Genomic DNA, 14,566 nt, shown 5'->3' with positions numbered 1-14,566 from the left:
CTGACATGTCCCGCTCCGCCCGAACCGCCGTCCTCGTCGCCGGGGGTGTCGCCCTGGCCGCGGTCGCTGGGGTCGCCGTCACCCAGCTCGATGGCGCCGCGGACGACCCCGCACCCCCCGCCGCCGCCTCGTCGGCGGCGCCGACCGCCTCGTCGAGTCGCGCGCCGTCCACCGGGACCGTGGCCGTGCCGTCGGTCAGCACCCCGTCGCCGGGGGAGGAGGACCCCACCGAGGCTGCTCCGACGCGCAGCAGCGGTGTGGTGGAGCCGGTCGTGACCTACGCCGGCTGGGAGACGCAGTCCGCCTCCGTGGAGGTCAACGGCTACGTGGCGGGGGTGCTCGAGGACGAGGGGACGTGCCGGCTCACGCTGACCCGCGGCGACCTGGAGATCATCGACGAGAACGCGGCCGAGCCCGACGCCAGCACGATGAACTGCGGGCTGCTGCGAGCGGCGGACGTCACCGAGGGGACCTGGACCGCCGTGCTGTCCTACGAGTCGGCCAGTTCCTCGGGCGAGTCGCCCCCCGTCGACGTCGAGGTCTCCGCCCGATGAGGCGCCTGTTCAGCCGGTTGTCGGTCGGGCTGCTCGCCGTCGCCGTCCTCGCCGGCCTGGTGCTCGCCGGTGACACGCCCTCACCCCCGGTCGGCCTGAGTCCGGCCGCCGACGCCGGTCAGTTCGCCCCGGGCAACATCATCAGCGATGCGGTCTTCTTCGACGGCAACGCCATGAGCGCCGACGACGTCCGCAGGTTCATCGAGCTCAAGGGGATGAACTGCAAGACGGGGGCGGACGGCACCCCCTGCCTGAAGGCCTACCGGCAGGACACGACCTCGCGGGCGGCCGACGCGTACTGCTCCGGCTACGCCGGAGGCGCCCAGGAGTCGGCCGCGATGATCATCGCCAAGGCCGCCCAGGCCTGCAGCATCAGCCCGAAGGTGCTGCTGGTCATGCTGCAGAAGGAACAGTCCCTGGTGACCAACACCGGGTCGAGCCTCCGGGCCTCGCGGTACCGCGAGGCGATGGGTTACGCGTGCCCGGACACCGCCCCCTGCGATCCCGCGTACAACGGCTTCCAGAACCAGGTCTACAGCGCCGCTCGCCGGTACCAGGTCTACAAGGCCAACCCCACCCGCTACGGCTACCGGGCGGGCCGGACGCAGAACGTCCTCTTCCAGGCGAACAAGCCGGAGTGTGGCTCCAGTCCCGTCTACATCCAGAACCAGGCGACCGCCGGGCTGTACATCTACACGCCCTACCAGCCGAACGCCGCCGCGCTCGCGGCCGGCTACGGCACCGGTGACGCCTGCTCGGCCTACGGCAACCGCAACTTCTGGCTCTACTTCACCGATTGGTTCGGGTCGACCCAGGCCCCGGGGGAGTCCCCCTGGCAGCCGGTCGGGATCCTGGACGCGGTCGAACCGCGGACCGGCGACTCCGTCGACGTGCGCGGCTGGACGGTCGACCCCGACACGGCTCAGCCCATCGACGTGCACTTCTACGTCGACGGTCAGCCGCACTCCGCCGCCCGGGCCGACGCACCACGTCCGGACGTCGCCGAGGCGCTGCCCGCCTGGGGCGCCGGGCACGGCTTCGAGGTGACGCTCACGATCCCGCAGGGCGTCCACCAGGTGTGCGTCTACGCCATCAACGTCGCGGCCGGCGGCAACAACCCGACCCTGGGCTGCCGCACCGTGGACACGACCGGCCTGCCCATCGGGAGCATCGAGCAGGCCGTCGTCACCGAAGGGCAGGGCGTCGTCTCCGGATGGACGCTGGACCCGGACACCAGCTGGCCGCTCGACGTGCACGTCTACGTCAACGGCGCCGGAGCCGGCATGGTCAGTGCCGCGGGCAACCGCCCCGACGTCGGCGCCGTCTACCCCCGCAGCGGTGCGGCGCACGGCTACCAGTTCACCGTCCCGCTCCGGCCCGGGCCGAACTCGGTCTGCGTCTACGCGATCAACCTGGGTCCGGGCGGGAAGAACCCCGAGCTCGGGTGCCGCACGCTGGTGCTGCGGGTCGACCCGCAGGGGGACGTGCGAGCGACCGGAGGGGCGACTGCCGCCACCGTCTCCGGCTGGGCGCTGGACCCCGAGACGGTCGCGCCGATCGACGTGCACGTGTACGTGGACGGGACGTGGGCGAGGACACTGACCGCCGACCTGGACCGCCCGGACGTGGCCGCGGCCTTCCCCGGTGTCGGGTCCCGGCACGGGTTCTCCACCTCGCTGACGCTGCGCCCGGGGACCCATGAGGTGTGCACCTTCGCGATCAACGTCCGGCAGGGTTCGGCGAACCCGCAGCTGGGCTGCTCGTCGGTGCTGGTCGGCGTCGCGCCATCGGGCAACCTGGAGCAGGTGACGGCCAAGCCGGGCACCGTGCGGCTCACTGGCTGGGCGCTGGACGCGGACACCGCAGACCCGATCGACGTGCACGTCTACGTCGACGGTGCGTTCTCCGCCGTCCTCCGGGCGGACTCGGCGCGCCCGGACGTGGCCGCGGCCTTCCCCGCGGTCGGTGGCGCGCACGGTTTCGACAGCACCCTGGTGCTGTCGCCGGGCGACCACCAGGTCTGCGCCTACGCGATCAACGTCGCGGGTGGGACCGGGAACCCGGCGCTGGGCTGCCGGGCTGTCACCGTGGCCCCGAGCGCGCCGCCGGTCGGGCACCTCGACCAGGTCACGGCCGTCGGCGACGGAGTCGTGGCCTGGGGATGGGCCTACGACCCGGACGTCCCGGCGACCTCGATCCTCGTCCACCTCTACGTCGACGGTCGCTACGCCGGTCAGTTGACCGCGGCGGACACCCGGCCCGACATCGCGGCGGCGATCCCGGGCGCCGGGGCGGCGCACGGGTACACGGCCCAGCTGTCGGTCGGCGCGGGGGAGCACCGGGTGTGCACCTACGGCATCGACACGGCCGGCGCAGCGAACCCGCAGCTGGGCTGCGCCACGGTGACCGTCACCGGCTGACGGCGCGGGCGTAGGCGGCTCTCGTGATCGTCGCCGTCGCCGTCCAGGTGAACAGTCGGGCCCGGGCCTGCCGCGTCGCGGCGGGCCCGGGCCCCTCGGCCGATGCGTCCGACCGCGCGACGAGGGCAGCCGCGAGCGCGTCGACGTCTCCTGCAGGCAGGAGGGTGGCGCACCGGGGGTCGGTGCCCACGACCTCCCGGATGACCGGCAGGTCGGAGGCGACGACCGGCACCCCGCACGCCAGTGCCTCCAGTGGCGGCAGGCCGAAGCCCTCGTAGCCGGTGGGGTAGACGAGGGCCGACGCACCGGCCACCAGTGCCTGGACCTCGTGGTCCTCCCGGTACCCGCTGAAGACGACCCGCCCCGGGGGCAGCCCGGAGAGGTCCAGGGCGGGACCCCAGCCCGGCGGTCCCACGAGCAGCAGGCCAGGGGCGTCGGGCCGGACGGCGAGCACGTCGCGGTAGGCGTCCAGCAGCAGCGGCAGGTTCTTCCTCGGCTCCAGGTTGCCGACGAAGACGAAGTAGCGCTCGGGCAGACCGAGCCGGCGCCGGAGCTCCGGGTCCGGGGGCGTGGCCTCGTACCACTCGGGGTCCACACCGAGGGGTGTCACCTGGATTCGGTCCGCGGGCAGTGCGTAGGTCTCGCGGAGCTCGTCGGCGACCGCGGCACTGGGGGTGAGCACCATCGCGGCACGCCGGATGGACAGCGGCACCAGGTGTCGGTAGGCCCGGGCTGCGGGCGTGACGGTCGACGGGCTCCGCAGGAACGACAGGTCGTGGACGGTGACCACCCCGGCCGCCCGGCCAGGTGGGGGCAGCACGAAGTTCGTGGCGTGGAAGACGTCGGTCGGTCCGGTGAGCAGCCCCACCGGCGGCCAGTCGACCCGGCCCCAGACCCGGTTCGTGACCCGTGCGGGGGCGGGTGGCCCGACGGCCCGCGTGCCGGCCGGGAGCGCTGCTGGCAGCTGCCGGCGCCCCCGGATGGTGAACGCGATCCCCGCGACGTCGTCGCCCGCTGCGGCCGACGCCCGGCCGAGCTCCCGGACCAGCGCTGCGACGTACCGCCCGACGCCCGTCCGCGGGCCGATCAGCGGGGTCACGTCCAGGGTCACCCGCACGGCGCCACCCGGCAGAGGGTCATCCGGGGCCGATTCGCGATGAGAGGTAGTTTGGCGCATGCCGCAGGCGGCCGAGGCTGACCAAGCCGGCTCGCGGACACTGCATCTGCTGTCCACCTCAGGAGTCGTTGATCGTGACCCCCCCCACTGAAGGCCACCACGATGGTACGGAGGCGGCACCGCCGTCTCCAGAGGAGGGGGCGAGCGCTCCGGTGCCGTCTGCGGACCTCGGGGACGCCGCGTCGGTGGTGGAGGTCCGCGGTGTGACCGAGGTGGCGCCTCCGCCCGGCGGCCCGCAGCCACGGCTGCGCCGGCGCTTGCGGGAGGCCGTCCGCGATCGGCTGCCCGAGGGGAGCAAGCAGCGCGCCGTCGCGAAGGCCGGCCTCTCGACCTACCGGGAGCTGCTGAACTCGGCCGGGACCATCCGGTCGCTGTGGGCGATCCCGGGCGTCGCCGAGCCGTCCGCGCCGTCCTACCGCTCCTGGCTCCGCGGCCACGAGGTCTCCGCCCCGCAGCTCGATGCGCAGCGGGAGGCGTCGGCCAAGGCCGCCCACGCGGTGACCGTCCAGGTCGTCGTCCTGCCCGGCGTGGGCAGTGTCGAGGAGACGCTGACGTCGCTCCGGCAGCAGTCGTGGGGTCACTGGACGGCCGTGGTCTGCGACCCGACCTCCAGCACCTCCTCGGAGCCGCGGACCTCGGGTCAGGTCGTGTTCGCCGGCGGGATCCCCGTGGAGGCCGCCAACACCCACGTCGCGCACGGGGAGGGAGACCTCGTCATCCTGCTGGAGGCCGGTGACCAGCTGCGGCCGGACTGCCTGTACCAGGTCGCGGCGGCCGCCCACCGGGACCCGCTGGTCGACCTCCTCACCTGGGACGACGACGTGGCCGTGGGCGGCACGAACCGCGACCCGCAGATCCGTCCGAGCTGGTCCCCGGAGGTGCTCCTCGGGGCGCCGTACGTCGGCCGGGCGTTCGCGGTCCGCCGGGCACGCTTCCTCGCCGCGGGCGGCCTCCGCCCGGAGGCCGGGGGTGCGCAGCACTGGGACCTGCTGCTGCGGACCGACTGCGAGGCCGAGCGGGTCACCCGGGTGACCCGGGTGCTCAGCAGCGTGCCGGCGCGCACCCCGGTGCCGGACGACGACGCGGTGCGCGTGGTCCAGCAGCACCTCGACCGGAAGGGCCTGAGCGCGCGGGCACGGGCCGCAGGGGACGGCCGGGTGCGCGTGCACTGGACCCCGGAGCAGTGGCCGTCGGTGAGCATCATCATCCCGACCCGGCACAACCGGTCGATGCTCTCCACGTGTCTGCCCTCCCTGCAGCAGACCGACTACCCGGCCTTCGACGTGACCATCGTCGACAACGGTGGGCGCGACCACGAGAACGAGCGGTGGTACGCCACCCAGGACCTCGGGTTCCCGCTGGAGGTCCTCTGGTGGCACGAGCAGCCCTTCAACTACTCGGCGGTCAACAACGCCGCCGTCCGGGCCTCCTCCGGTGAGGTGCTCGTCTTCCTCAACGACGACACCGAGGTGCTCGACCCGCAGTGGCTCAAGGAGCTCGTCGGCTGGGCGGTGCAGCCGGAGATCGGCGTCGCCGGGCTCCAGCTCACCGGTCTGGACGGGAAGATCCAGCACGCGGGCGTCATCCTGGGCATGGGCGGCTTCGCCGACCACGTGTTCGAGGGGATGGACCCCGGGAGCGACTCGATCTACGGGCGCTCGGACTGGTACCGCAACGTGCTCGCGGTGACCGGGGCCTGCCTCGCGGTCCGCCGCGAGGTGTTCGACGCCGTCGGCGGCTTCGACGAGCGCTTCATCCTCTGCGGGTCCGATGTCGCCCTCGGCCTGGACATGGTGCTGGACGGCCGGCGCAACATCTGTTCACCCTTCGCCGGGATCCGGCACCTGGAGTCCGCCACCCGCGGGACCACCGTGCCGACGGAGGACTTCTTCGCCAGCTACTGGCGCTACAACACCTGGCTCTTTGGGGGCGACCCGTACTGGAGCCCGAACCTGTCGCTGGGCAGTCGGGAGCCGAAGCTGCGCGGACGGCACGAACCGACCGCGCAGCAGCGGCTGGCCGGCCCGCTGGGCCGTGACTTCACCGCCTTCCGACAGAGCAGTGACGCGGCCGAGTCGCGGATGCTGGCCGACATGTGCCGGGCCCTGCCCTCGGACGTCGCCGCCGTGGACGCGCTGCACGCGCAGAACGCCGAGCCGTTCCGGGTGCGCACGGTCAACTGGTTCATCCCGGACATCGACAGCCCCTTCTACGGCGGCATCAACTCCGCGCTGCGCATCGCCGATGAACTGGCCCGCAACCACGGCGTGGAGAACCGCTTCGTGGTGTGGGGCAGCCCACCGGACCACTTCGTCCGTTCGGCCCTGTCGGCAGCGTTCCCGTCGCTGGCGGACTCGCAGATCGTGTTCTTCGACGGGTCGAAGGCGGACCTGGCCAAGGTGCCGGAGGCCGACGTCGGCATCGCGACCCTGTGGGTGACCGCGTACGCACTCGCCCACGCGCAGGGGATGAAGCGGAAGTTCTACCTGATCCAGGACTTCGAGCCGATGTTCTACCCGGCCAGCACGCTGTACGCCCTGGCCGAGGAGACCTACAAGCTCGGTCTCTACGGGTTGTGCAACACCGACAACCTCCGGCAGATCTACGCCGACGACTACGACGGCAAGGGCATGAGCTTCGCCCCGGCGGTCGACGACTCGGTGTTCCACGCCCGCTGGCGGCACCAGCGCACGCCCGGTTCCCCGGTGACCGTGTTCGTCTACGCCCGCCCCGGGCACTGGCGGAACTGCTGGGAGATGGCGTCGCTCGCCCTGGAGGAGCTGAAGCGGCGGATGGGTGACGGTGTCCGGATCGTCACCGCGGGTGCGTGGGCCGCCGGGCAGGGAGCCGACGACGACATCAAGCCGTTGGGTCTGTTGCCCTACCGGGCGACCGGAGAGCTGTACCGCAACAGCGACGTCGGGCTGGCGCTCACCGTCTCCAAGCACCCGTCCTACCTGCCGCTGGAGCTCATGGCCTGCGGCGTCCCCGTGGTCGCCTTCGACAACCCCTGGGGTCACTGGATCCTCGAGCACGAGGAGAACAGCCTGCTGTCCAAGCGGACGGCGGACGACCTCGCGGACCAGCTCGAGCGACTGTGCCGGGAGAAGGAGCTGCGCGAGCGGCTGTCCACCCGTGGGCTGCAGGACATCCAGGCCCGTCACAGCGACTGGGACACGGCGCTGAGCGACATCTACGGCTACCTCTGCGACCCGGAGGGGCGAGGCGCCTGACCGGGTCCAGCGCGGGGGTCCTCCTCGTCACCGCGGAGGCGCTGGGGACGCGGATGGCCGGGCCGGCCATCCGCACCCTGGAGCTGGCGCGTGCCCTGGCGGCGGACGAACGGATCGGCCCGGTGACGGTCGCCTCGCTGGCGGCCGTGGACATGGCCGACGAGCTCGTCCGCCTCGTCCCCGTGACGGGGACACAGCAGCTGATGGAGCTGACGGCCGGCGTCGGCTCCGTGGTCGTCCAGGGCGACGTGCTCGGCCTGCACCCGGAGCTGGTGCACAGCGACGTCCCGGTGGTGGTCGACGCCTACGACCCCTTCCACCTCGAGCAACTGGAGCGGACCCGCGGGCTGCCGGATCCGGTCCGGCGGGCCATCGTCCGCGACACGATCAGCTCGCTGAACCTGCAGCTGTCCCGGGCGGACTTCCTGCTCTGTGCCTCCGGGCGGCAGCGCGCGCTGTGGCTCGGCCACCTGGCCGCGCTCGGCCGGGTCAACCCGGTCACGTACGACCGGGCGGCAGACCTGTCCGGCCTGGTCGCGGTCGTGCCCTTCGGGACCCCGCAGCGCCCGCCGGCCGCGCGGGACCGCGGCCTGCTGTCCGCCCGGTTCCCCGTCATCGGTGCCGACGACGTGGTGGCCATCTGGGGCGGGGGCATCTACGAGTGGCTGGACCCGCTGACGCTGGTGCGCGCCGTCGCCGCCGCGGAGGCCGACGCCCCGCAGCTCCGGCTGGTCTTCCTCGGCACCCGACACCCGGTGCCCGGTGTGGAGACCACCGCGGAGGCCGCCCGGCTGCTGGCCGCGGAGCTCGGCGTCCTGGACCGCACGGTGCTCTTCCTCGACGGATGGGTGCCGTACGACGAGCGGGACCGGTGGCTGCGCGCCGCCGACCTGGCCGTCACCACGCACTGGGACCACCTGGAGACCGAGTTCGCCTTCCGGACCCGGGTGCTCGACGCCCTGTGGTGCGGGCTGCCGGTGGTCAGTACCGGCGGTGACGAGCTGGCGGAGGTCGTCGAGCGGTCGGGCGCCGGGCTCGTGGTGCCGCCCGGCGACGTCCCGGCACTGCGTGACGCACTGGTGCGGCTGTCCGCCGACGAGGCGCTCCGCCGGGCGAGTGGCGCGGCGGCCGCGGCGCTGGCGGAGGGCTTCAGCTGGTCACGGGTCTGTCGACCGCTGGCCGACTTCTGCGCCGCGCCGCGCCGCGCACCCGACCTCGCCCTCGATCCGGTCGCCCGGCTGCAGCTCGGGCTGCGGCGCCCGGACCGCGCCGCCGGGTCCCCGGTGCAGCGGGTACGGGCGGCGCTGCGTGAGGGTGGGCCCGCCTTGCTCGCCCGACGACTGCGCGGGCGACTGCGCCGCTGAGCCGCGCGGGCTCAGTCCTGCGGGCCGCGACGGAGGCCGGTGATCCGGGTGGCCGCCGCCCGCGTCAGGTCACGCACCACCTGCGCGGTGTCCGTGGCGTCGGCCTGCTCGGCCGCTGCCCGGAGCGTCGCCAGCTCGTCCTGCACGGCTGCCAGCTCGGCCTGCAGCTGGGCACGCTCGGCCGCGACCTCCTGCCGCTCCTGTGCCTGCTGGCGGCTCAGCGCGTCGCGCTGGGCGACGGCCGCGTCCCGGCCGGCCACCAGTTCGGTGAGGTGCTGGGCGGTGAACCGGGGGAGCAGCAGGAACTCGGCGTGGCCGACCTGCTCGGCGAAGGGAGCGAACCGCCGCTCCTTCCGGAGCACGACGATCGAGTCGTAGAAGGACAGGCCGGCCACCATGTCGGTCCAGACCCGGTCGACCGGCCCTGCCCGGTGGTAGCCGTTGATGTCGTCGACCTTGGCCTTGCACCACTCGATGAACGTGCCAGGGCGCCCGGTGCCGCCCTGGTAGGCATCCCAGTACGAGGTGTGGCAGTCCTCGGTGAGCAGCACACCGCCGTCGGCGAGCAGCGGGAACATCGTCTCGGCGGTGATGATCTGCTGCTGCATCTCGTGGCCGCCGTCGTCGATGACGATGTCGAAGGGGCCGTACTTCTCGGACAGCGAGCGGAGGAACTCCGGGTCGGTCTGGTCGCCGATCTCGACGACGTGGTCCGGGGCGGAGACCTCGCGGGCACGCTCGTCGATGTCGACCCCGACGATCGTCGCCTGGGGACCGAAGTACCAGCGCCACATGTCCAGCGAGCCGCCGCGGTAGACGCCGATCTCCAGGATCCGCACGTCCCGGCCCCGGAACCGCTCGAAGTGCTCGGTGTAGACGGGGAAGTAGTGGACCCACTTGTCCAGGACCCGGCCGGTGCGCCTGGTCGAGAAGAACTCGAACAGGGTGTTCCCGCGCAGGTCCGGTAGGCCGTCGCCGAGGTAGAAGGCGGCGCGATAGCACTCGTTGGCGAGGAAGTCGATCTCACCGGCACCGCGGATGGCGTCACCCAGGGCGCGCGCCATGCCCGCGGAGGAGTCCGCGGTGTCCAGGGCCGTCCGGATGAGCGAACGGTCGTCGTCGTCGAGCGCCTCGCTGTTGGTGATCGCGCGCTCGACGTCGTCGTGCGACCCCCGGGCGAGGGCGAGCAGGAGCTCCTTGAGCGTGGCTTCGTCGATCATCAGTGCTCGACCGTCGGCGCGGCGACGTTGAGGGTCCACCGACCGGGCATGCGCACCAGTCCCGGTTCCGTCACCGCCTCCTCCGCGCGCACCTTCAACACGAACGCCCGATCGAGGTGGTCGTAGGTGTGTCCCCGGTCGACGATCGCCACGCTGAGCAGGAACTCGCCCGGCTGCAGGGCGACGGCGTCCACGGCGAAGTCGACGGCCCCGCGGCCGGCCGGGATCGCCAGGGTGTCCGGCCCGTACCCCGAGTTGGGTCCGGCGGCCTGCACACCGGACTCGTGGACGAACGCCAGGCCGAAGGTGACCTCAGGGAGGTCGACGGCGGCCTCGTAGCTCACCCGGACGGTGCCCGGGTGACCCGTGCTGAGGAACGGGCGCTCCACGCCCTCGGAGTCCAGGTACTCGACGCCGGTCACCCGGATCTCGCCGGAGCCACGCCGGGGCGTGCTGCCCTCCATCTCGGCCGTGGGCTCGGCAACCGTCGGCGCGCCGGTGGCCGCGGCCTCGGCCCGGGCGGCGGCCTCGGCCTTGGCTGCCGCCGCGGCCTCACGCTCGTTGACCGCGGCGAGGTAGTCGTCGACGACCTCACGCGCCGGTCCGACCCGGCGCAGGTTCCCGCCGTCCAGCCAGGCCGCCTCGTCACAGAGGTCGGCGACGAGACCGAGCGAGTGGGTCACGAGGACGATGGTGACGCCCTTGCGGCGCAGCTCGTACAGGTGGTCGAAGCAGCGCCGCTGGAAGGCCTCGTCCCCGACGGCGATGACCTCGTCGATGATGAGGATCTCCGGCTCCAGGTTCACCGCGATGGCGAACCCGAGCCGGACGTACATGCCCGAGGAGTAGACCTTGACGGGGGTGTCGATGAACTCCTCGAGACCGCTGAACTCGATGATGCGGTCCATCGCGGCATCGATCTGCTTGCGGGTCATGCCGAGGATCGAGCCGTTGAGGTAGATGTTGTCCCGGCCGGACATCTCGGGGTGGAACCCGGCGCCCAGCTCCAGCATCGCCGAGACCCGCCCGTTCGCGGTGATGCTCCCCGACGACGGGCGGTGGATCCCCGCGACCAGCTTGAGCAGCGTCGACTTGCCGGAGCCGTTGTGGCCGATCAACCCGTACGTCTTCCCACGGGGGATGTCGAGCGTGACCCCCTTGAGCGCCCAGAACTCCTCGGAGCGCGGGTGGCGCTCGCGACCGCTGAACAACTCCTTGAGGTTGGTCTTGCGGTCGTTGTGCAGGCGGAACTTCTTGGTGACGTCGCGGACGGAGATCGCCACGTCGGGTTCGGCGGCGGTGGTCACCTGTTCGGCGACCTCGTCGGAACGGTAGGTGGTCACAGGTCCTCGCTCACGTCAGCAGCCCGGCGCTGGAAGAAGGTCCACCCGACGACCAGCATCACGAAGCTCACCACAGCCAGGTAGGCGAGCCGTCCCCAGCCGGGGAACTCGAGGTCCCACAGCACGTCGCGGAAGGCCTCGACGTAGGAGGTGATGGGGTTGTACTCGTACGCCCGCAGCCACGGGTGCGCGTCGTACTGGTCCGTCACCAGGGAGATCGGGTAGATGATCGGGGAGGCGTAGAACAGCAGCCCGAGCAGCACCGTGACGATGTAGGCGACGTCCCGGAACCGGGCGTTGACGATCGCCAGGACCATGCCGAGCCCGAGTGCGAAGGCGGCCAGCATGAACAGCAGCACGGGCACCATCAGGAACGTCCAGCCGATGTTCCACACGAGGACGTAGACGATGAACAACAGGCCGAACTCGATCGCCGTCTGGTTCAGCACGGCCAGCGCCGACCCGATGACCGGGGCGAACGGCGGGAAGTGGATCTTGCGCAGCAGTGGGCCGGCCCCGACCAGGGAGCCCATGCCGCCGGTGGTCACGGCGTGGAAGAAGTTCCACACGACCAGGGCCGTGAACAGGTAGATCGGGAAGTTGGTCAGCGAGCCGTTCCCGGCCACCGGGGTGGGGAAGCGGAGGATGAAACCGAACACCAGGCTGTAGGTCGCCAGGGTGGCCAGGGGATTGATCAGCGACCAGGCAGACCCGAGCAGACTGCCCTTGTACTTGCCCTTGATCTCGCGGTTGGCGAAGTTGCCGATCAGTCCGCGGTACTGCCACACATCCCGCAGGGACTGGGTCATTCCTCGAGTTCCACCTGTCTTCTCGTCGAAGGCCGGTCTTCGGAGACCCCGGCGATCGTCACGTCCGTGCGGCTCTCGTGCGCGGACTGTCCCACCCCGCGGAGCGACGTGCACCCACGGGAACGCGTCACGTGTGGACGCTCGTCATCGGCCCGGACCGGAGGCTCGGTTGCCAGCGCACAACGCTAACACCGGCTGGCCGGGACGCCCGGGGAACGACCGGACGCGCGGGAGCGCGCTGTCACGCGCGTCGCTCACGACCCACCGGCGCCACGGGACGCACCGGTGACCCGGCCTGATGGAGCCCGGCGCGCTCGCGCCGCCGGCTGCGCAGCGCCGCCGGCAGGTAGCGCAGCACGTCGCGCGCGACGGTGACGCGGAGGCCCGGACGCAGGTTCCAGGGCACGACCCCGTTGACCGGTGGTGCCGGCCGCAGCGTGAGCGATGCGGTGGTCAGCGCGAACCGCAGGCCGGCCCGCAGAGCGACGGGAGCCGGTGCCCGCCGCATCAGCATCCACAGTCGGTTGCGCTCGTTGTGGTACGCGAACGAGCGGGACCGCTGGTCGACGGTGGCCGAGTGCGCGTGGACGACGACTGCCGTGGGCTGCACCCGGATCGTCCACCCCGCGTCGCGCAACCGCCACGACAGTTCGGTGTCCTCGTAGTAGAGGAAGAACTCGGTGGCGAAACCGCCGACCGCCCGCACCGCCTCGGTGCGCAGCAGGGCCGCCCCGCCGCTGAACCCGAACACCTCCGTCGGCTCGGCCACGGCCGTGGGGGACTCGCCCAGACCGCGGTCGGCGCCGTACCAGGTGTCGAGCAGGACGACGCCGGCGTTGTTCACCTCGGGTGGCTCCCGTTCGGCGAGGAGCATCAGCGAGGTGACGGCCGCGGCCTCGGGATGGGCGTCGGCGGCGCGGACCAGTTCGGCGAGCCACGCCGGGTCGGCCACTGCGTCGTTGTTCAGCAGCGCGACGAACTCGGTGTCGACGGCGTCGATGCCGCGTTGCACGCCCCCGGCGAAGCCCTCGTTGCGGGCGGTGGTCACCACGCCGACCTCCGGCCGGCCGGCCAGCAGCTCGGCCGTCCCGTCCGTCGAGGCGTTGTCGACGACGACGACCCGGTGCCCGAGCGTCTGCGCCCGCAGCGAGTCCAGACACGGGGGCAGCAGGTGGGCTCCCTCCCAGCTGACCACCACGACGGTCACGCGCGGGGTGCTGTCCGGTGGAGCTCCGGGGTCGGCGGCCATGCCCGGAGACGGTAGTCACCCGTGCGGGCTCCGTAGGCTCGCCCGGGTGGACATCGCGGTCGTCGCCGAGCAGGCACTCGCCCGGGTCCCCGGCGGGACCGGGCGCTATGCCACCGAGGTGGCGGCCGCGCTGGCCGCGGGCGCGCCGACCGGCAGCCGGGTGACCAGCTGGACGGCGTGGCACCGGGACGTCTCCGCGGCCCGCGTCGCGGGCGTCCGGGGTCCCCGTCGCCTGGCTCTCCCGGCCCGCCCGCTCGCCGCCGCCTGGGAGGCAGGCCTGCCGCTGCACCCCCGGGGAGCGGACCTGGTCCACGCCACCACGCTGCTCACCCCCCGCCGAGGACGCCGCGCGCAGCTGGTCGTGACGATCCACGACGCGGTCCCCTGGACCCACCCGGAGACGCTCACTCCACGCGGGGTCCGCTGGCACCGGGCGATGGCTGCCCGGGCCGCCGTCGAGGCGGACGCCGTCGTCGTCCCCACGGCTGCGGTGGCCCGCGAGCTGTCCCGCCACCTCCGGTTGCGGGCGCCGGTCGTGGTCGCCGGCGCCGGGGTCACCGCCCGGCTCGCTCGTCCCGCGGACGCGGATGCGCGGCTGGCGCGGCTGGGGCTGACCGGCGGGCACCTGGTCTCGGTGGCCACGCTGGAGCCGCGCAAGGGGCTGGACGTGCTGCTGCGGGCGCTGGCCGAGCGGCCCGGCCGGCTGCCACCGCTCGCCGTCGTCGGCCGGACCGGCTGGGGCGGTGTCGAACCGGTCGACATGGCCCGTGACCTGGGGCTGCCCGACGGCAGCGTGCTGCCGCTCGGCGGCCTCTCCGACGAGGACCTCGCCGCCGTCCTGTCCGGGGCGCTGGTGGCCGTGGTGCCCAGTCGTGCGGAGGGCTTCGGCCTGCCGGTCGTCGAGGCGATGGCGGCGGGGGTGCCCGTCGTGACCTCCGACGACCCCGCGCTGGTGGAGGTCGGCGGCGACGCCACCCGGGTCACGCCGATCGGCGACCCGACCGCGCTGGCTCGCGCGCTGGACGAGCTGGTCGGCGACGCCGCGGCGCTGGCCGCTCTGCGCTCGGCAGGGCGGACGCGAGCGTCGGAGTTCACCTGGAGCGCCGTCGCCGGCCGGCTCTGGGACCTCTACGCGGAGCTGCTGCGCGACTGATCGGCGGCCCATGGGGCAGCTGGTGCAGGGCAGGCGCGACGGCT

At 72.9% G+C, this 14,566-nt stretch carries 10 protein-coding genes; 5 read left to right on the top strand and 5 right to left on the bottom strand.

What is annotated here, in order from left to right; genetic code table 11:
* The first annotated feature begins 5 nt into the window (after positions 1 to 5).
* Positions 6 to 554 (top strand): hypothetical protein, encoded by a 549-nt coding sequence (locus O2V63_RS18475; RefSeq protein ID WP_269168981.1) that lies wholly within the window; start codon positions 6 to 8, stop codon positions 552 to 554.
* Positions 551 to 2,974, top strand: a complete 2,424-nt coding sequence (locus tag O2V63_RS18470) for a hypothetical protein (protein WP_269168980.1) — start codon at positions 551 to 553, stop codon at positions 2,972 to 2,974. Before O2V63_RS18475 ends, O2V63_RS18470 begins: the two co-directional genes overlap by 4 nt.
* Here O2V63_RS18470 and O2V63_RS18465 read toward each other — a convergent pair.
* On the bottom strand, positions 2,964 to 4,091 hold the full coding sequence (locus O2V63_RS18465; RefSeq protein WP_269168979.1) for a glycosyltransferase family 4 protein: 1,128 nt from the start codon (positions 4,089 to 4,091) through the stop codon (positions 2,964 to 2,966). The two genes, O2V63_RS18470 and O2V63_RS18465, sit on opposite strands and share 11 nt — an antisense overlap.
* A 212-nt stretch (positions 4,092 to 4,303) precedes the next feature.
* On the opposite strand from O2V63_RS18465, the gene O2V63_RS18460 reads away from it, so the two are divergent.
* Complete coding sequence (locus tag O2V63_RS18460; RefSeq protein ID WP_269168978.1) at positions 4,304 to 7,384, top strand: rhamnosyltransferase WsaF family glycosyltransferase; 3,081 nt, start codon at positions 4,304 to 4,306, stop codon at positions 7,382 to 7,384.
* Positions 7,385 to 7,437: 53 nt separating this feature from the next.
* The gene (locus tag O2V63_RS18455) at positions 7,438 to 8,748 is read left to right on the top strand and encodes a glycosyltransferase family 4 protein (RefSeq protein ID WP_269168977.1); all 1,311 of its coding nucleotides are present in this window, start codon (positions 7,438 to 7,440) and stop codon (positions 8,746 to 8,748) included.
* Between the two features lie 11 nt (positions 8,749 to 8,759).
* On the opposite strand, the gene O2V63_RS18450 is transcribed toward O2V63_RS18455, so the two are convergent.
* From O2V63_RS18450 to O2V63_RS18435, 4 genes are all read right to left on the bottom strand, one after another.
* Complete coding sequence (locus tag O2V63_RS18450; RefSeq protein WP_269168976.1) at positions 8,760 to 9,968, bottom strand: class I SAM-dependent methyltransferase; 1,209 nt, start codon at positions 9,966 to 9,968, stop codon at positions 8,760 to 8,762.
* Positions 9,968 to 11,311 carry an ABC transporter ATP-binding protein gene (locus O2V63_RS18445; RefSeq protein ID WP_269168975.1) on the bottom strand — a complete coding sequence of 448 codons (1,344 nt, stop codon included), beginning with the start codon at positions 11,309 to 11,311 and terminating at the stop codon, positions 9,968 to 9,970. Before O2V63_RS18445 ends, O2V63_RS18450 begins: the two co-directional genes overlap by 1 nt.
* Positions 11,308 to 12,120, bottom strand: a complete 813-nt coding sequence (locus O2V63_RS18440; RefSeq protein WP_269168974.1) for an ABC transporter permease — start codon at positions 12,118 to 12,120, stop codon at positions 11,308 to 11,310. The genes O2V63_RS18445 and O2V63_RS18440 overlap by 4 nt, the downstream gene beginning before the upstream one ends.
* 241 nt (positions 12,121 to 12,361) lie before the next feature.
* Positions 12,362 to 13,369 carry a glycosyltransferase family 2 protein gene (locus O2V63_RS18435; protein WP_269168973.1) on the bottom strand — a complete coding sequence of 336 codons (1,008 nt, stop codon included), beginning with the start codon at positions 13,367 to 13,369 and terminating at the stop codon, positions 12,362 to 12,364.
* A gap of 46 nt (positions 13,370 to 13,415) precedes the next feature.
* Here O2V63_RS18435 and O2V63_RS18430 point away from each other — a divergent pair, with 46 nt between their 5' ends.
* Positions 13,416 to 14,522: a glycosyltransferase family 4 protein gene (locus O2V63_RS18430; protein ID WP_269168972.1), complete on the top strand. Its 1,107-nt coding sequence runs from the start codon at positions 13,416 to 13,418 to the stop codon at positions 14,520 to 14,522.
* The last annotated feature ends 44 nt before the right edge of the window (positions 14,523 to 14,566 follow it).

It is taken from the genome of Modestobacter sp. VKM Ac-2977 (assembly GCF_026968045.1).
In the GTDB taxonomy this organism is placed as follows: Bacteria; Actinomycetota; Actinomycetes; order Mycobacteriales; family Geodermatophilaceae; genus Modestobacter.
This window is presented reverse-complemented; position numbering and strand designations above follow the sequence as displayed.